This is a genomic window from Halomonas sp., assembly GCF_052095765.1.
In the GTDB taxonomy this organism is placed as follows: Bacteria; Pseudomonadota; Gammaproteobacteria; order Pseudomonadales; family Halomonadaceae; genus Halomonas.
Map to the genome: position 1 here is coordinate 1 of NZ_JBQDJZ010000059.1, position 17,694 is coordinate 17,694.

Below are 17,694 nucleotides of genomic sequence, written 5' to 3' on the forward strand. Positions count from 1 at the left end.
AATATAGGCCTCCACCGTCGGGCCACCGTCAAAAATATCGATATAGCCTTCCCAGCGCAGCCCCTGCTTCTTGAGCATGGCCAGCGCAGGACGCGTCTGCTCGTGAACCTGTCCGATGCAGGCCCGGGCTTCTTCAGAGAGGAAGGGAGTGTAAATCGGGAACTTGGGCATCAGCTCGCCGATAAAGCTCTTCTGCCCTAAGCCAGTGAGCCGGTCGGCTTCTTCAAAGGCCAGCGGAAAGAAGTGGCTACCCAGACATTCCCAGAACGGGCTCTTGCCCTCGCTGTTGAACACGCCGCGCATCTCGGCCAGCACCTTTTCGGGAAAGCGCTGACGAAACTCGGCCATAAACAGCCAACGCATAGCTGACAGCAAAGCGCCGTTGCGTTGATGGCGACGATCGCTACCGCGATAGTCCTGGCGTAAAAACAGCGAGGCCACCTCAGCATCGCCGGTGTGATCTGAGCTCAGCGACAGGGTGTCGATGGTGCGGTGCAGGCCCAGCTGCACCGATGAGTGGGCCAGATTGCCCACCCGGTAATGATAGAAAGGAACATCACGCCCCACCTGGCTTTCAATCGCGCAACAGCCCGCCAGCCGACCGGCCTCTTCGTCTTCCAGCACGAAGAAGTACAAGCACTCCTCCGCGGGCGTGGTGCCATCAAAGGCTTTGACAGCAGTCTCAATCTTACGCGCCAGAAACTCGCGTTTATCCGGCAGCGAGGTAAAGCCCACACCGGTTTCCTGTGCCAGCGCGTGCAGTTGGTCCAGGTCAGTCGAGGCAATCGGTCGAATGCGCATTACAGCTCCCCCTCGTCATACCCGGCATCATGGCCGTCGCCGGGCAGCGTCAGCGGCGCGGCCAGCACAGCGCGGCCTTCCTCAACACCCAAGATGTCAGCATGCTCCGGCGACAGCATCAGCTGGCCGGTAGGCGACAGCGCATAGCGCGTTACCAGACAGCGGAACCCTTCCAGCCGCTGATTTGCCACCATGGCGGGCTCGGCATCGGGCAGTGAGTGGGCCGGACGGATACGCACCGGATGCCAGGCCGCCCGGCGCACGCTCTCAAGACGGCTGCGCTCACCCTTGATGACCGGACCAGCATCGAAAATGTCCACATGGCGCGAACGCAGAAAGCCTTCACCCAGCATCTCCTCCAATGCGGGCTCGTGGTCAGGGTGCTCGCGACCAATGGCGGCACGCGCCTGGGGGGTCAACAGTGCCAGATACAGCGGAAACTGGGGCATCACTTCAGCAATGAAACTCTTCGAGCGCACCCCAGCAATATGATTGATTTCCTGAAAATCGCGCATGAAAAAGTGACGACCCACACTGTTCCAGAACGGCGACTCATCGTCCGCATCCAGATAGCCGGGAAACGCCAGCGCCAGCATCTCAGCAAAGCGCTCAGGATACTGGGCAATGAACATCAGCCGCGCCCGACGCAGCAGGCTTTCGCCGCTGGTGCCACGGTAGCGCGGATCCAGTGAGTAAGCACACAGCAGACTGGTATCTGACACCTCATAGGACAGCGCCAGGGTCTGCACTTCACGGCGCACATCGAGCTGCTGCGAGGCATGAATCAGCGTTTCCTGACGATAGGTGTAATAAGCCTCATGGGCGCCGGCCTGGGCGCGGATAGTCGCCGTGCCCACCACCAGATCACGCTCAAGGTCTTCAAGCACATAGGTGTAGTGCTCGTCGCCAGGAAAGTCGACCCCGGCCCTGAAGGCACGCTGGGAGCGCGTAATGCGCTCCTCAAGACGATCGCGGTGGGTCGGCAGATTGGTCAGGCGCGGCGTGGCAGTGCCTGCCAGCCGCTCCAGGGCCGGCAGATCTGCCGGCCGGATCGGTCGAACAACCAGCATGGCATTCCCTCCAACGGTGGTCTGGGGAGCCGTGGCATGTAGGGCACCACTCACTTGGCAGTCTTCTGGGCGGCCGCCTTATCGGCAACCAGCCGCTCAATGGCCCGCTCCAGACGCGCCATGCCTTCGGCAATATCGGCCTCAGGCACCACCAGAGACGGCGCTAGACGCAGCACGTTGGGGCCGGCTACCAGCGCCATCACGCCTTCCTCGATGGCAAGCGGCAGAATGTCCTTGGCGCGGTCCTGATATTCGGTGCTCATCTCGGCACCCATCAGCAGGCCCATGCCGCGAATTTCCTTGAACACACCATGCTTGCGGTTGATGGTTTCCAGATGCTCGCGAAACAGCTCATGACGCTTTGCGACGCCTTCCAGCACCTCGGGGGTATCGATATGCTCCACCGCCGCCAGAGCGACGGCGCTGGCTAGCGCATTACCGCCGTAGGTGGAGCCGTGGGTCCCGATACCCATGGCCGGGGCAATGCGATCAGTGGTCAGCATGGCACCCACTGGGAAGCCGCCGCCCAGCGCCTTGGCGGTGGTCAAGATGTCAGGGGTGACGTCATACTGCATGTAGGCATAGAAGGTGCCAGTACGGCCAACGCCAGTCTGTACCTCGTCAAAAATCAACAGCGCATCATTGGCGTCGCACAGCTCGCGCAGGCCTTCAAGAAACTCTGGGGTGGCCGGAATCAGGCCGCCTTCGCCCTGCATTGGCTCGACCATCACCGCACAGGTGTTGGCATCCATCAGCTCGCGCACGCTGTCGAGGTTATTGAACTCGGCATGCACGATGCCACCGGGCACTGGGCCAAAGCCTTGAGAATATTTGGGCTGGCCACCGACACTGACGGTAAAGAAGGTACGGCCATGGAAAGACTGGCGGAAAGAGATAATGCGGTCCTTTTTCTCGCCATGCTCGTTATACGACCAACGCCGCGCCAGTTTGAGCGCCGCCTCGTTGGCCTCGCCGCCGGAATTACACATATAGACCTTGTCAGCGAAGCTGCGCTCGACCAAGGTGCGGGCCAAGTTCAGCACCGGCTCGTTGGTATAGACGTTGGACAGGTGCCACAACTTGTCGGCCTGCTCCTTCAGCGCATTGACCAGCACCGGGTGGCAGTGGCCCAGCGCATTGACCGCGATACCGCCGGCAAAGTCGATGTACTCTTTACCCTGCTGGTCCCACAGGCGGCTGCCTTCACCGCGCACAGGAATCGCCTGTTGGGGTGCGTAGTTCGGCACCATGTACTGATCAAAATCGCTACGCTTGGGGGTATGGGTCATGTCAGGCTCCATTGAGTCCTTTAGGGGTTATGTTGTTTAAGGCTCCCTCGAGTATAGGGAGCACGCGTGGCCGAGACTTTCAGCAATGTGACGGCAACTTGTGAAAAGTGGGACTCCGCCCCCACAGCGCCACATTCTAAAGAGCAAAAAAAGGAGCCTAAGCATGTTCAACACCACCGCTTGGAACCGAATACGCTATGGACTTTATGCCCCAATCTACGATGCGGTGGCCGACCGCACCTTCCGTCAGCCGCGCTGTGAGTCGCTGGCTCAGGTGGAGTGGCAGCCCGGCATGCGTGTGCTACTGGTGGGCGCTGGTACCGGTCTGGACCTGCCCTGGCTACCAGAGGATATCGAGGTGCATGCCACCGACCTCTCTCCGGCCATGGTACGGCGCATCAGCCAGCGCGCTGAAACACTGGGCAAAGACGTGCAGGTAGCAGAGATGGACGCCGAGCAGCTCACCTATCCTGACTGCCATTTCGACGTGGTGATCATGCATCTAGTGCTGGCAGTGATGCCCGACCCAGCGCGCGGCCTGACAGAGGCTCACCGAGTACTGAAGGACGGAGGCCAGCTATCCGTGCTGGACAAGTTTCAATCAGACGGACACCCTGCAGGCATGGCACGACGCGCCCTGAATGCCATCACCACAGCTATCGCTACCGATATCACGCGCCAGGCCCGCCCACTACTGAAAGAGGCCGGCTTCATGATTGAGCGTGACACCCCAGTGCTGCTGGGCTCGCTGATTCGCGCGCTGCTGGCGCGAAAACCGGCGTGCAAGCCTGCCCGAGCGCCAGAACAGTAAATTACTAGCGCCGTGTCGAACGCCTCTGTTTTGAGCGACCCAGTGTCTTGCCTGACGCCGTCTTGGCGAGCCCTTTCCTGTCTGCACTGGACTTTTTTGAATCCGCACGCTTTTGATTTGAGCGTTTTTGAGCCGACCGCTTCTGAACGGCCTTATCATCTGCCGTCCTGCCAGCTCCCGCTTTTCCCTTGGCGGTACGGCCACGCTGCCCGGTCGGCCCGGGCTTAGCACCCGCCGGCTTTTCCGGCCTGGCTCGACGCCTGGACACCGACGCCTCTTCGGTCTTGCTCGAATCACCGAGCATGCTCTCCAGGGTAACCATCTCCTGGCGGCTCAGTTCACGCCACTGGCCAGGGGCCAACCTGGCCAGATGGATATTCATCAACCGCACTCGCCTGAGATAGGTGACGTCATAACCCAGGTATTCGGTCATACGGCGGATCTGGCGGTTGAGACCTTGAGTCAGCACGATGGTGAAACTGTTGGCTCCAGTCTGACGCACCGCGCAGCGGTTGGTCACGGTGCCCAGAATCGGAATGCCCGCCCCCATGCGGTCGATGAAATTTTGGTTGATCGGACGATCGACCCGAACCTGGTACTCCTTCTCGTTGGCGTTACCGGCACGCAGGATCCTATTGACGATATCGCCATCGTTGGTCAGTAGGATCAGGCCCTGGGAGGGCTTGTCGAGTCGCCCGATGGGAAAGATGCGCTGGGGGTATTTGACCGCATCGACGATGTTGGTGGAATCGGAGAGATCCGTCGTACAAGTCACCCCGACCGGCTTGTTGTACAACAGATACACCGGCCTGGGCTTGGCACGCAGCGGCTTGCCGCGCACCGTAATATGATCGGCATCTGTGACCCGCATGCCCATCTCAGCGCGACGGCCGTTGACCTTGACGGCGCCTGCCTCGATCAGACGGTCAGCCTCGCGGCGCGAGGTTATGCCAGTTTCGCTGATGAACTTGTTGAGACGGGTATCGCTGTTGTCCAGAGCCATGAAAAAACCGTAAAGAATGAGGCAAAACGCAGCCAGTGCCACAGACTGCGCGAGTGGGTATCGGTTAATGGTAGCGCCCCCGGCCGCCAGAGCCCAGCGAACCAGTCTAGCTCAGCGCCTGGCCAGCACCATCCATACACCGAAAATCACCACAACACTGCCGATAACCTCCGCCAGCAGAATCGGATCGCCCAGCAACCACCAGGCACCAATCAGCGTGTACACCGGCAGCAGGTTGAGATAAATAGTGGCACGCGTCGGCCCAAGCTCAGCCAGGGCGTTGTTATAGAGCAGCAGCGCAATCACCGAAGGGAAAATACCCAGATAAGCCAACCCGGCCAGCTCAGCTCCACTGAGTGTCGGCACGATATGCCAGGCGCCTTCCATCAGTGCAATCGGCGCCAGCACCAGGTTGGCGATGACCAGCATCACCAGCAACCCACCATAGCGCGGAAAACGCGCCATGTGCTCCTTGACCAACAGCGAATAACCCACCCACACCAGCACCGCCAGCAGCATGATCAAATCGCCCGGATTGATGCCGCCAGGCATGCTGACGCTGCTTTGCGAAGATGTGACCACCACCACCGCGCCAACAAAGGAAGCCACCACACCAACCCACTGGCGGGCCAGAAATCGCTCACTGAGCAACAGCGCGCTGAGCAACAACGTTACCACCGGAATCAAACTTTCGAGAATGGCCACATTGGTGGCTGAGGTGAACTTCAGGGAGGCATAGATCAGCGCGTTGAAAAAGGTCACCCCGGACAGTGCCAGCCCCAGCAAAGGCCGCCAGTGGTGAACAAACACCGGCCAGTGGCGGCGCATCTGCCCCCAGCCCAGCGGTAGCATCACCAGCAGTGCAATAAACACCCGGCCCAGCGAGATGGTAAAAGGCGGCAGCTCAACCAACGCTTTGCCGACCAAGATGTTGCCAGAAAAAATGGCCACTACCAAAAGCAGCAGCAGATGCGGTCTAAGCGCACGCATGAGGAAAGCTCCGTTGAAACAGTTCAGATCGGTTCAGAACAGCCAGAGCATGGCAGAAGCGCGACGATCTAGCTAAGCCGCTCTTCCCGAGGGGTCATGCCAAAATGGTTACGGTACGCGGTCGAGAAATGGGCCGCCGAGGAAAACCCGGTATAGAGCGCGATATCGCCTGCGCTGCGGTCGCTTTCACGCAACAGACGTCGCGCCTCCTGCAAACGCAGGCTCAGGTAGTAGCGGCTGGGCACGGCCTGCAGAAATTTCTTGAATAGCCGTTCCAGCTGGCGCCGTGAAATACCCAGATGCCCTGATAGCTCATGGGTGGTCAGCGGTTCTTCGATGTTGGCCTCCATCAGCGCCAGCGCATCGACCAGGCTCTGGGGCGCATGCCGAAGCCGCGTGCTCATGGGCACTTCCTGGGGCTCATCACCCATGCGAATCCGCTCCAGTACAAAGTATTCTGAGATGCGCTGCGCCAGCTCACTGCCGTGCTGGCTGCCAATCAGCGTCATCATCATGTCCATAGCCGCCGTGCCACCACCGCAGGTCAGCCGCTCGCGATCAATCTCGAACAGCTGGCGCGACAGGCGTATCCCGGGGTACTCATCAGCAAAGGCAGCGAAACCGGGCCAGGGCAATGTCACCCGATACCCCTCCAGCACACCGGCGCGTGCCAGCACCTCAGTGCCACCACCAATGCCCGCCAACACCACACGAATGGCACTCAGTCGCTGCAGCCAGTCAAGCAGACTCTCGGACACGCTGCCTAACAGTGGCACGGGCGCGCACACCATCAGCATATCCAGCGGCTCCGCAGATTGCCCCACGACTGACTGGGGCATCAACATCTGCCCCGAGGCGCTGACCACCGGGCGTTCATCGAAGGCAAAAGTCGAGAGCCGGTACAGCGTTCGCTCGGCCAGCCGGTTCGCCACCTGCATGGGTTCAGTGGCACAGGCCTGGGCTAGCAGCGAGAAGCCGGGCAAGGCCACTACGCCAACATGGCGCACGATGGTCGACGGCTTACGCAAGTGATTTACAGCTCTACCACATCAAACTCTGCCACCGGATTGGCCTCAGCGTCATAATCCACATCATCGCGCTCGAAGCCAAACAGCTTGAGGAACTCGTGCTTGTAGCCGGCGTAATCGGTGATATCGAACAGGTTCTCGGTGGTCACCTGAGACCACAGCGTCTGACAGGCCTGCTGGACATCATCGCGCAGCTCCCAGTCATCCAGACGCAGGCGGCCTTTTTCGTCGGTGGCCATGACCTGCTGCCCCGGAATGTACAGACGCTCACCAAACAGGCGGTTGAGCTGATCAATCGTGCCTTCATGCAGCCCTTGCTCTTTCATCACCTTGTAAACCATGGCGATATACAGCGGCATCACCGGAATTGCTGCACTGGCCTGGGTGACCACCGACTTGAGTACCGCCACATTGGCGCCGCCACCGCTGGCCGAAAGGCGCTGGTTGATTTCTCCGGCAGCGCGATCCAGATCTTCCTTGGCCTTGCCCAGTGCACCGTGCCAGTAGATTGGCCAGGTGATTTCTGTACCGATATAGCTGAAGGCAACACTGCGTGCGCCCGGCGCAAGAACACCGGCGCTGTCCAGGGCATCGACCCACAGCTCCCAGTCTTCGCCGCCCATCACGATGCGCGTATCTTCAATTTCCTGCTCGGTGGCCGGCTCCACCTCAGCTTCGATGATGACGTCCTTGTTGGTGTCGATGGCGGTGGCGCGATAGGTCTCGCCGATCGGCTTGAGGCTGGAGCGCTTGAGCTCGCCAGAGTCCGGCAGCTTGCGCACCGGCGAGGCCAGCGAGTAGACCACCAGATCCACCTGCCCCATATCCTGCTTGATCAGCTCAATGGCCTTGTCGCGCGCCTCATGGGAGAAGGCATCACCATTGATCGACTTGCTGTACAGCCCTTCGGCCTTAGCGAACTTGTCAAAAGCAGCACTGTTATACCAACCTGCCGTACCGGTACGCTTTTCAGTGCCGGGCTTTTCAAAAAACACGCCCAGGGTGTCGGCGCCGTAGCCAAAAGCTGCGGTAATGCGCGCCGCCAGGCCGTAGCCGCTAGAGGCGCCGATCACCAGCACTTTTTTCGGGCCGCTGGAGGCGTCCAGTTTGCGAGCCCGAGTGGCCTCGATCTGCTCGAGCACATTCTTCTCGCAGCCAACGGGATGGGTAGTAGTGCAGATGAAACCGCGTACTTTGGGCTTGATAATCACGACAGACCTCTTCTTCTGTTCACAGCTAACTGGACCACCTAGCGCTGCCGGGTGACTCGATAGTGAGCATTCTAGCGATACTCACTCAGGCTGTCCGCTCTTGAGAGATAACGGTGCCTGATGCAGGATGTTTGCATATTCACGAGGACACGCTATGAACGCTCAGGATCTCGTCGACCAGCGCGGCGATTTGTGGCTGGCACTGGCACCACTTTGGCTGGACCGCGAGCCACGCGAAACCGACTATATTCGGATGATCGAGGAAATCGAGCGCCACAACTTCACCCTCAAGGAGCTGGAGTGGATCTTCCGACTGGAGCTGGCTCCGGTGATGTCGCGCCGGCAGATGTCGCTCGTGGGTGAATGGAAGCATCGCGATGATTACCAGCTGATGCGCCAGCTAGTCGGACACAACATGCGACTGAAAGGCTGGCGGCGCAGCTGGTGGGCGCTGTTCTCAGGCATTACCACCATGATGGCCCGACAGCGCTGGATCGAGCTGATGGAGCGCCTGATGATTTCACGCGGAGAAGTCGTTCCATGAGGCCTGGGGTTTCAACCCAGAACCCAAGGCACAAAACCCAGACGGAACACCGTGGTTAACGCTCCTCCAACGCCCGCTCCAGCGGCTCCAGCATATCCACACGTTCATCGCGTGGTGAAAAACGCCGCACCACATGGCCATCCCGACCAACCAGAAATTTGGTGAAATTCCACTTAATCATCCGTGTGCCCAGCACGCCGGGCGCTTCACGTTTCAAAGCGACAAACAGCGGGTGAGCCTGACGGCCATTCACTTTTATCTTGTCCATGACGGGAAAGGTCACGCCATAGGTGTGGGCGCTAAAAACGCAAAAGCCCTCAGCAGACTCCGGCGCCTGGCCGGCAAACTGGTCGCAGGGAAACGCCAGCACCGTGAACCCGTGATCACGATAGCGCTGATAAAGCGTCTGCAACTCGCGCAACTGAGGCGTGAAACGGCAGCGGCTGGCCACATTGACAATCAGTAGCACCTGACCACGCAGCGCACCCAGATTGAAAGGTTCCTGTTGGGCGGTGCGACACTCGAGATCGTGAATATTCATCATGGCATCGTCCTGCAGCTGATGTCCTTACGATGCCACGGCACCTCTTCCTTCGCCAGTAATTGCGGCGCTATGTCACTTGTCCCGCTCAGGCGCTGTACTATCCTAGCTCGACAGGCTGCGCCATCCTACGGTGCCATCCTGAAACTCAGACGCTTTCACACGTCATAAGCAAGGATCTTAAGACCATGCGCCACCCGATATCAGCACTGCTCTGCTCGCTCTTGCTACCCACGGCTGCCCTGGCCAACACGGCAGCCTCCGAGCTGGAGGTCAACAACGCCTTTGCCCGCCCCACGCCGCCCGGCGCCACCAATGCGGGCGCCTATGCCGACCTTCGCGTTACCGGCGATCCGGTAACGCTAGTCCGCGCGCATTCGCCCACCAGTGACGTGGTAGAACTGCACATCATGCGCATGGAAGACGACACCATGGTGATGCGCCAGGTAAAGCAGATTGATATTGACCAGGATAACCCGGTCAGCATGCGCCCCGGCGGTGGTTACCACCTGATGCTGATCGGCCTTGAAGCCCCGTTGACAGAAGGCCTGAAGTTTCCCATTACGCTGGAGTTCGAAACGCTGGAAGATATAGAAGTAGAATTTGAAGTCGCACCCTTGGACGCTATGCCAGGCGCCTAGCTAGTCGTCGCCCACACAATACGCGCCGCAACCAGCAACAACATTACGCCGGTGGCACGATTGATCCAGTGAGCGTGGGTCTGCAGCCAGGGCAGCACCCTAGAGTGCGACAGCCCCACGGCCACCAGCGTATACCAGCCGCCGTCAATAACCATAGCGGTCAGCACGATGATCAGCCTCGCCATATCGCTCATGCCGGGGGTGACAAACTGGCTGAGCAGCGCAATGAAGAACACGATAAGTTTCGGATTACCCAGCGCCACCAGCATCCCATCTCGCGCCGCCTGCCAGCGGTTCGCTCGGGCTGGGTGAGCCTCCAGAGCATTGGCTTTGCTGGCACGCAGTGCCTTGACGCCTAGCCAGGCCAGATACAACGCCCCACACCAGGTAATAGCGCGGAACAGCAGCGGCGTGCGCTCGATCAGTTCACCCAGCCCCCAGACCGTCAGCAGGGCATAAAAGCCCACACCGAACGCGTGCGAGACACCAGTAATCACACCAGGCAGCCGGCCGCCACCCAGTGTGTGGCGCAACACCACCGCCAGGCTCGGCCCTGGCGACATGGCGCCCATGGCACAAATCGCGGCCAGCGACATCCAGAGTGTCAACGGCATTGGCAATCCCATCAGCTCCAGGCTGAGTCAGTTGAATCAACGATGATACTGGCCTTCCCGCTCGGGCTGCCACAACACTGACTCAATACGCAGCGTAATCGTCTGACCACCGGGTAGCGGCCATTCGATGGTCTCGCCAATGCGCAGCCCCAGCAGGGCCGCACCTACCGGCGCCATCACCGAAATGCCATCTTCAGTAACAGCCAACGAATGCGGATAGACCAGCGTACGCTTGAAGCGCCGATCTTTTCCGATATCAGTGAACTCTACTTGACTGTTCATGCTGACCACGTCATCAGGCATGCTTTCAGGGTCCAGCACGTCGCTGCGCTCCAGCTCTGCTTCTAGCGCCTCAGCCACATCCAGGCCGGTCTCGGCATCATCAATCAAACGCTGCAGCCGCTCGGCATCAAGCCGGTTAATAATCAAGGGGGAACGCTTAGCCATAGATACCTCCTGCCGATACTCGGCTTCACAGCCGCGAAACGAATCTCCAACAAAAAAGCCCCTCGCCCAGAGACAGGCGAAGGACCGACATTAATTATACTGTACGTCATCACGGCAGCTATGAGTAGCAACGCAAGGAAAGCGGCACTGCCAAACGGCACAGATATCGGGATGAATAAAACGAGGATGGAAGTCAGCTTCTTAACATGCTGATTTCAATGGTGCCGGTGGTCGGACTCGAACCGACACACTGTTTCCAGCGGCGGATTTTGAATCCGCTGCGTCTACCAATTCCGCCACACCGGCAACGGAGGGGAATTATACGCAGCTGTCGGCACAGGTCAATCGAAGACCTGACGTAAAGCGTGAAAAACGGTATCCTGCCGACCTGGCCGGACAGCGGTTTGGCCGCTTCAGACGCCGACTCACGGACCGACCCTTCATGCAGCGCGCCGATTTCCATTACGAACTTCCTGAGCCACTCATCGCTCGCTACCCATCCCAGCAACGCAGCGATTGCCGTCTGCTGTGCGTGGATGGCCAAACTGGTGAGTTCTCGCACCAGCGTTTTCTTGCCCTGGTTGAGAAGCTAGCACCGGGCGATTTGTTGGTATTCAACGACACCCGCGTCATTCCAGCCCGCCTGCATGGCCACAAGGCCAGCGGCGGCAAAGTAGAGATGTTGCTAGAGCGCCCGCTGGACGCCCATCGCGGCCTCGCCCACCTGCGCTCAAGCAAGTCGCCGAAGCCAGGCACCGAGCTGGTTTTCGAGGGCGGCATTAAGGCCGTGGTCGAAGGACGTCGCGAAGCGCTGTTCGAACTGCGCTTCGCAGGTGAGACACCGCTGATCGAGCTACTCGAACGTCATGGCCATATGCCGCTGCCGCCGTACATCACCCGCGAAGATGAACTCTCCGACCGCGAGCGCTACCAGACAGTCTATGCACGCCGTGATGGCGCCGTGGCCGCACCCACCGCCGGCCTGCACTTCGATGAAGCGCTGCTCGAAAAACTGGCCGCCAAGGGTGTCGAAAGTGCTTTCGTCACTCTGCACGTGGGGGCCGGCACCTTTCAACCGGTGCGCGCCGACGATATTCGCGACCATGTCATGCATAGCGAATGGATTAACGTCGACGAAACCGTCTGCGATCAGGTGCGCTCCGCCCAGGCCCGAGGCAATCGAGTCGTCGCCGTCGGCACCACCAGCGTGCGTTGCCTGGAGTCCGCCTGTCTGAATAGTGCTGACGGCCAGATTGCCCCTTATCGCGGCGATACCGATATCTTTATCTACCCGGGCTATGAGTGGCGCATCGTCGACGCCCTGATCACCAATTTTCATTTGCCGGAATCGACCCTGCTGATGCTGGTGTCATCCTTCGCCGGTTTTGACACCGTGATGAGCGCCTATGCTGAGGCCGTCCGCGAGGGTTACGCCTTTTTCAGCTATGGCGATGCCATGTACCTGACCCGCAAGACGCCCTGAATTGAGAGACTTCATGCGAAACGAATGTTTCATGAATTTTGAACGCCTGGCCACTGATGGCCGGGCACGCCGCGGACGCCTGACCTTCCCGCGTGGCACAGTGGAAACTCCAGCCTTCATGCCAGTGGGCACCTACGGCACCGTCAAGGGCATGACGCCAGAGTCGATCAAGAACATCGGCGCCGACATGATCCTGGGCAACACCTTTCACTTGTGGCTGCGCCCCGGTGTCGAAGTGATCGAGGCCCATGGCGACCTACACAGTTTCGCCCAGTGGGACAAACCGATCCTCACTGACTCCGGTGGCTTCCAGGTGTTTTCCCTTGGCGCCATGCGCAAGATCACCGAGCAGGGCGTGCATTTCCGCTCCCCTGTTGACGGCGCCAAGGTCTTCATGGGCCCGGAAGAGTCCATGGCGGTGCAGCGCTCGCTGGGCTCTGATGTGGTGATGATCTTTGATGAGTGCACGCCCTACCCCGCCGAGTTTGATGTGGCCAAGCGCTCCATGGAGATGTCGCTACGCTGGGCCGAGCGCTCACGTACTGCCCACGGCGATTCGCCGTCGGCGCTGTTTGGCATCATTCAGGGCAGCATGTACAGCGATCTGCGCGAAGCCTCGCTCAAGGGGTTGGAAGAGATCGGTTTCGACGGCTATGCCATCGGCGGGCTGTCGGTGGGCGAGCCCAAGGAAGAAATGATCAAAGTGCTCGACTACCTGCCCGAGTGGATGCCAGCCGACAAGCCGCGCTACCTGATGGGTGTCGGCAAACCCGAAGATCTCGTTGAAGGGGTACGCCGCGGCGTGGACATGTTCGACTGCGTGATGCCAACCCGCAACGCCAGAAACGGCCACCTGTTTACCGCTGAAGGCACCGTAAAAATCCGCAACGCCCGACATCGACATGACACCGGGCCGCTGGAGGCCGGCTGTGACTGCTATACCTGCCAGAATTTTTCTCGCGCCTATCTGCACCATCTGGATCGCTGTGGCGAGATGCTGGGGGCCATGCTCAATACCATCCATAACCTGCGCCACTACCAGCGGTTGATGGCCGGTTTGCGCGGTGCGATCGAAGCGGGTACATTGGCGAACTTCGTAGAAGGTTTCTACGCGCAGCGCGGTCTGCCGGTTCCTCCTGCACCCCTTATTTAACGGCTATAACGGCCTGCTTTAACGGTCAGTCGCCACTCTTTACCCGTCATCTCAGGAGACACTTGCACATGTTGGACTTCTTCATTTCCCCGGCCCTCGCCCAGGAAGGCGGCGCCGCCGGCGGCGGTATCGCACAGATTGTCATGCTGGTCGGTTTCGTGCTCATTTTCTACTTCCTGCTGTGGCGTCCGCAGTCCAAGCGCGCCAAGCAGCACAAACAGCTGATCACCAGTCTGGCCAAGGGTGACGAGATCGTCATCGGTGGTGGCATGCTGGGCCGCATCACCAAAGTCAGCGAAGACAGCGAGTTCCTGGCCATGGAAGTTGCCGATGGCACCGAGGTCAACGTGCAGAAAAACGCCGTGGCCGCTGTACTGCCCAAGGGCACCATCAAGTCCATCTGATCTGACCCGCTGCGTCTGCCCGTGCTGGCTTCTCGCCCGCGCGGGCTGCCCTGCAATCATCGTGGCGAGGCCCGCCTAGCCGCTTTGCCCGATGCTCGTGATGGCAGGACGCTGCACCCATCATCAGCAACCCGAGGGCAGAGCGCCCATGCTCAACCGTTATCCCCTATGGAAGTATCTGCTGATACTTCTGGTCCTCATTGTCGGCCTGATCTACTCCCTACCCAACCTCTACCCTGAGGACCCGGCTGTACAGATCGGCAGCGACGGCCCTGCCGCCATCCTGAATGAGCAACGCCTGGCGCGGATTGAAACGTCACTCACCGATGCCGGCATCACCATAAAGAGCGTTGATCGCGATGACGACAGCGTACTGATTCGCCTGAACAACGCAGAGGATCAGATCAGAGCCCGCGACATGATCAACGAGGAGCTGGGTCCGGACTACACCGTCGCTCTGAACCTCGCGGAATCGACGCCTGCCTGGCTGAAGTCACTCTCGGCATCACCCATGACACTGGGTCTTGACCTGCGCGGCGGCGTGCACTTCCTGCTCGAAGTCGACATGAAAGCGGCCGTCAAGCAGCGCCTTGAGGTCAACGCCAGCGCCATGCGCGAAGAGCTGCGCAGCAAGCGCATCCGCTATCGCAACACCGAGATCGACGGCCACTCGATTCGCATGGATTTCATGAACACCGAGGACCGCAACAAGGCCCGCACGCTGTTCAGCCGAAACTTTCCCGGTTTTCAGTACCAGAGTGAAGACACAGGAGCGCGCGGTGCACGCCTGGTCATGACGCTGTCAGATGCGACGGTCAATGAGATCCAGGATTACGCCATCAACCAGAACCTGACAACCTTGCGTAACCGCGTCAACGAGCTGGGCGTGGCCGAGCCGCTGGTTCAGCGCCAGGGGCCGGATCGCATTGTGGTGGAGTTGCCCGGCGTGCAGGACACTGCCGCTGCAAAGCGCATCATCGGCGCCACCGCCAACCTGGAGTTCCGACTCGAAGCACGTGACGACACCCCGGATGCTGAAACCGAATCGTTCGGATTCCGCAACCAGGAAGGCCGCCAGGCAGCACTGATGCGCGACGTGATCATCACCGGTGACAGCGTCTCCAACGCCAATAACAGCTTCGATGAAAACGGTCGCCCCCAGGTCAACATCAACCTGGACGGCACCGGCGGCACCTTGATGAACCGCGCCACCCGCACCAATATCGGTCGCAACATGGCAGTGCTGTTTATCGAGCACAAAACCCGTGACCGCACGGTACTCCAGGATGGCGAGCCGGTGATAGTACGCACGCCCTACACCGAGCGCGGCATCATCAGCCTGGCCACGATCCAGAGCGCGCTGGGCAACAGTTTCCGTATCACAGGATTGGACTCACCCACTGAAGCCTCCGACCTGGCGCTGCTACTGCGCTCCGGCTCGCTGGCCGCGCCCATCTACTTTGCCCAGGAGCGCACCATCGGGCCGAGCCTCGGCCAGAAGAACATCGAGCGCGGCATCCTTTCGGTGCAGGTAGGCCTGCTGCTGGTAGTGATATTCATGGTGCTCCGCTACAAGGTGTTTGGCCTGTTCGCCAACATTGCCCTGGCGTTCAACCTGACGCTGCTACTCGCCGCCATGTCGCTGCTTGGTGCCACTCTGACACTGCCCGGCATCGCCGGCATTGTGCTGACACTGGGCATGGCAGTTGATGCTAACGTGCTGATATTCGAGCGTATCCGTGAAGAGCTGCGCAACGGGCTCTCGATTCAACAAGCGATCAACGCCGGTTACGAACGCGCTTTCACCTCGATTGTCGATGCCAACATCACCACCCTGCTGGTCGCACTGATCCTGTTCTCGGTAGGCACCGGTCCTGTGAAGGGCTTTGCCGTAACACTTTCACTGGGCATCCTGTCGTCGCTGTTCACCTCGCTGATGGTGACACGCGCCATCGTCAACTGGCGCTATGGTGGCAAACCGGTGAAGAAGCTATGGATCTGATCATGCGCTCTCAACTTCTCCATCCAATCCAGGGGCGGCTATGACAACCCTCGTTAATCGACAAATCGACTTCATGGGTCAGCGCAAGCTGGCCTTTGCAGCCTCGGCCATCATGCTGCTGGTCTCGGTTTTTGCTATCGCTTTCAACGGGCTGAACCTGGGCCTCGACTTTACCGGCGGCACCCTGGTCGAGGTTCGCTATGCCACGGCACCTGCGTTGGACTCAGTGCGCCAGATACTGGAAGGCGCAGGCTTCAAGGACGTATCGGTACAAACCTTTGGGGCTTCCACTGAAGTGCTGATTCGTCTGCAGCAGGCGTTTGATGCTGGGGTTGGCGACCAAGTGACTGAGCTACTCAGCCAGGGCGGCGCCCAGGTTGAGCTGGTGCGCGCCGAGTTCGTCGGCGCCCAGGTCGGTGACCAACTGCGCGACCAGAGCGGCATGGGCATGCTGGTGGCGCTTGGCGTGGTGATGGTTTATGTGGCGCTGCGCTTCCAGTACAAGTTCGCCATTGGTGCACTGGTCTCGCTGGTTCACGACGTCATCATCGTGATTGGTGCCTTTGCCGTGTTCGGCATGGAGTTCGACCTCACCGTGCTGGCCGCTGTACTGGCGGTTATCGGCTATTCGCTGAACGACACCATTGTTATCTATGACCGCATACGCGAAAACATTCGCCGCAGCCGCATTGATGACATGGTGCAGATCTTCGACGAGTCGATTAACCAAACCTTGGCACGCACCCTAGCAACGTCAGGCACCACAGTGCTGGTGTTGCTTTCCCTGGTGTTTCTCGGCGGCGAGATGATCCATAACTTCGCGATCGCCATGCTGCTTGGTATCGTCATCGGTACCTTCTCATCGATCTATGTGGCATCAGCACTGCTGTTGCCACTCAAGCTTAAGCGCGAAGACTTGATTCCGCCGCCCAAAGAAGAACACGAGGACGAACTGCCTTGATCCTACGGCACGCATGAAAAACAACCCCCGATGCGTGGTTCAACGCATCGGGGGTTGTTTCTTTAGCGCTTGTCAGATCACCGGCTCACCGCTCAGGGAACTGCCTGTGAGATCTCAGGCTGTCCAGGCTGGTAGCCCTTTCGCGCATGCTGATACAGCACGCTGGCATAGCCGTTGCGCTGCATCAGCTTGAGAATCTTGGCGGGATTGATATCGCTCAACGCCTGACGTAGCTTGTCGCGCTGCTCATCATCCAGCGCATCGTACCAGGGGAAAGACTGGCCTTGAGCATAAGCCGCCTGGGCACGTTCAATCAAATCGATTTCTACCCGGCCTCCATAGCGATACAGCAGGTCATATCCTTCCTGAAGTTGAACCGCAGGAACATCGCTGGGTTTTTCGAAGCTTTCCAACACATTGTAATAGTAGTAATTCAGCGGTTGCATCGTCGCTCCTCGTAACGTTGAGAAGTTCGCGGCCGTTTTCAGTAACTCAGCCGTCATCGTCACCCTCGGCACGGGCATTTCCTGTATGCCGAACAGATTACGTTACACGTCCGGGGGCGTGAGTAACAGCTTTGGCCGCAAAGCACTGCGCCCCGTAGCCAAAGGGCTACGGGGCGCAGTGTATCCGACGGCCAAACAGACCAGGGAGAACGCATGAAAACTTTCACACCGCGAGAATGTCAGCAAGATACGTCT

19 protein-coding genes and 1 tRNA gene are annotated in these 17,694 nt (G+C 59.5%); 8 read left to right on the forward strand and 12 right to left on the reverse strand.

Translation table 11 applies throughout. From position 1 onward, the window contains the following. The 3 genes from ACTH3D_RS08685 to ACTH3D_RS08695 all read right to left on the reverse strand — a co-directional run. Window positions 1-801 (reverse strand): arginine N-succinyltransferase (locus ACTH3D_RS08685; protein WP_441666672.1); only part of this gene is annotated, 801 nt, incomplete at its 3' end. Beyond that, window positions 801-1,871 (reverse strand): arginine N-succinyltransferase, encoded by a 1,071-nt coding sequence (locus tag ACTH3D_RS08690; protein WP_441666673.1) that lies wholly within the window; start codon window positions 1,869-1,871, stop codon window positions 801-803. The genes ACTH3D_RS08685 and ACTH3D_RS08690, both read right to left, overlap by 1 nt. Before the next feature lie 50 nt (window positions 1,872-1,921). Then, window positions 1,922-3,160, reverse strand: a complete 1,239-nt coding sequence (locus tag ACTH3D_RS08695; RefSeq protein WP_441666674.1) for an aspartate aminotransferase family protein — start codon at window positions 3,158-3,160, stop codon at window positions 1,922-1,924. A 163-nt stretch (window positions 3,161-3,323) separates the two neighbouring features. Here ACTH3D_RS08695 and ACTH3D_RS08700 point away from each other — a divergent pair, with 163 nt between their 5' ends. Then, window positions 3,324-3,971, forward strand: a complete 648-nt coding sequence (locus ACTH3D_RS08700) for a class I SAM-dependent methyltransferase (protein ID WP_441666675.1) — start codon at window positions 3,324-3,326, stop codon at window positions 3,969-3,971. A 4-nt stretch (window positions 3,972-3,975) separates the two neighbouring features. Here the strand turns inward: ACTH3D_RS08700 and rluF are convergent, their stop codons facing one another. The 4 genes from rluF to fabV form a co-directional block, all read right to left on the reverse strand. Then, window positions 3,976-4,974: a 23S rRNA pseudouridine(2604) synthase RluF gene (rluF, locus tag ACTH3D_RS08705; RefSeq protein WP_441666676.1), complete on the reverse strand. Its 999-nt coding sequence runs from the start codon at window positions 4,972-4,974 to the stop codon at window positions 3,976-3,978. 111 nt (window positions 4,975-5,085) lie between these two features. Further along, a complete protein-coding gene (locus tag ACTH3D_RS08710) occupies window positions 5,086-5,964 on the reverse strand; it encodes a DMT family transporter (RefSeq protein WP_441666677.1) in 879 nt (292 codons plus the stop codon). 68 nt (window positions 5,965-6,032) lie between these two features. After that, the gene (locus tag ACTH3D_RS08715) at window positions 6,033-6,953 is read right to left on the reverse strand and encodes a GlxA family transcriptional regulator (RefSeq protein ID WP_441666689.1); all 921 of its coding nucleotides are present in this window, start codon (window positions 6,951-6,953) and stop codon (window positions 6,033-6,035) included. A gap of 44 nt (window positions 6,954-6,997) precedes the next feature. Next, window positions 6,998-8,203 carry an enoyl-ACP reductase FabV gene (gene fabV, locus ACTH3D_RS08720; protein WP_441666678.1) on the reverse strand — a complete coding sequence of 402 codons (1,206 nt, stop codon included), beginning with the start codon at window positions 8,201-8,203 and terminating at the stop codon, window positions 6,998-7,000. 154 nt (window positions 8,204-8,357) lie between these two features. On the opposite strand from fabV, the gene ACTH3D_RS08725 reads away from it, so the two are divergent. Further along, window positions 8,358-8,747 carry a DUF7079 family protein gene (locus ACTH3D_RS08725; protein ID WP_441666679.1) on the forward strand — a complete coding sequence of 130 codons (390 nt, stop codon included), beginning with the start codon at window positions 8,358-8,360 and terminating at the stop codon, window positions 8,745-8,747. Between the two features lie 55 nt (window positions 8,748-8,802). On the opposite strand, the gene ACTH3D_RS08730 is transcribed toward ACTH3D_RS08725, so the two are convergent. Beyond that, entirely contained in the window at window positions 8,803-9,288 is a 486-nt protein-coding gene (locus tag ACTH3D_RS08730; RefSeq protein WP_441666690.1) for a glutathione peroxidase, read from the reverse strand. A 188-nt stretch (window positions 9,289-9,476) separates the two neighbouring features. Here ACTH3D_RS08730 and ACTH3D_RS08735 point away from each other — a divergent pair, with 188 nt between their 5' ends. Next, the gene (locus ACTH3D_RS08735) at window positions 9,477-9,929 is read left to right on the forward strand and encodes a copper chaperone PCu(A)C (RefSeq protein ID WP_441666680.1); all 453 of its coding nucleotides are present in this window, start codon (window positions 9,477-9,479) and stop codon (window positions 9,927-9,929) included. On the opposite strand, the gene ACTH3D_RS08740 is transcribed toward ACTH3D_RS08735, so the two are convergent. The 3 genes from ACTH3D_RS08740 to ACTH3D_RS08750 all read right to left on the reverse strand — a co-directional run bounded on the left by ACTH3D_RS08740 (window position 9,926) and on the right by ACTH3D_RS08750 (window position 11,296). Beyond that, the gene (locus ACTH3D_RS08740; protein ID WP_441666681.1) at window positions 9,926-10,543 is read right to left on the reverse strand and encodes a LysE family translocator; all 618 of its coding nucleotides are present in this window, start codon (window positions 10,541-10,543) and stop codon (window positions 9,926-9,928) included. The two genes, ACTH3D_RS08735 and ACTH3D_RS08740, sit on opposite strands and share 4 nt — an antisense overlap. Before the next feature lie 36 nt (window positions 10,544-10,579). Continuing rightward, window positions 10,580-10,990: a nucleoside diphosphate kinase regulator gene (gene rnk, locus ACTH3D_RS08745; protein ID WP_441666682.1), complete on the reverse strand. Its 411-nt coding sequence runs from the start codon at window positions 10,988-10,990 to the stop codon at window positions 10,580-10,582. A gap of 219 nt (window positions 10,991-11,209) precedes the next feature. Beyond that, a tRNA-Leu gene (locus tag ACTH3D_RS08750) sits at window positions 11,210-11,296 on the reverse strand. 136 nt (window positions 11,297-11,432) lie between these two features. Here ACTH3D_RS08750 and queA point away from each other — a divergent pair. The 5 genes from queA to secF all read left to right on the forward strand — a co-directional run bounded on the left by queA (window position 11,433) and on the right by secF (window position 16,993). Then, window positions 11,433-12,473 carry a tRNA preQ1(34) S-adenosylmethionine ribosyltransferase-isomerase QueA gene (queA, locus tag ACTH3D_RS08755; RefSeq protein WP_441666683.1) on the forward strand — a complete coding sequence of 347 codons (1,041 nt, stop codon included), beginning with the start codon at window positions 11,433-11,435 and terminating at the stop codon, window positions 12,471-12,473. Window positions 12,474-12,504: 31 nt separating this feature from the next. After that, entirely contained in the window at window positions 12,505-13,626 is a 1,122-nt protein-coding gene (tgt, locus tag ACTH3D_RS08760) for a tRNA guanosine(34) transglycosylase Tgt (protein ID WP_441666684.1), read from the forward strand. Between the two features lie 68 nt (window positions 13,627-13,694). Further along, on the forward strand, window positions 13,695-14,030 hold the full coding sequence (gene yajC / locus ACTH3D_RS08765; RefSeq protein WP_441666685.1) for a preprotein translocase subunit YajC: 336 nt from the start codon (window positions 13,695-13,697) through the stop codon (window positions 14,028-14,030). Window positions 14,031-14,178: 148 nt separating this feature from the next. Further along, the gene (gene secD / locus ACTH3D_RS08770) at window positions 14,179-16,032 is read left to right on the forward strand and encodes a protein translocase subunit SecD (RefSeq protein WP_441666686.1); all 1,854 of its coding nucleotides are present in this window, start codon (window positions 14,179-14,181) and stop codon (window positions 16,030-16,032) included. Window positions 16,033-16,072: 40 nt separating this feature from the next. Continuing rightward, window positions 16,073-16,993, forward strand: coding sequence for a protein translocase subunit SecF (gene secF / locus ACTH3D_RS08775; RefSeq protein WP_441666687.1), 921 nt, complete (start codon window positions 16,073-16,075; stop codon window positions 16,991-16,993). Window positions 16,994-17,085: 92 nt separating this feature from the next. On the opposite strand, the gene ACTH3D_RS08780 is transcribed toward secF, so the two are convergent. Continuing rightward, entirely contained in the window at window positions 17,086-17,439 is a 354-nt protein-coding gene (locus ACTH3D_RS08780) for a hypothetical protein (protein WP_441666688.1), read from the reverse strand. Window positions 17,440-17,694: the final 255 nt, after the last annotated feature.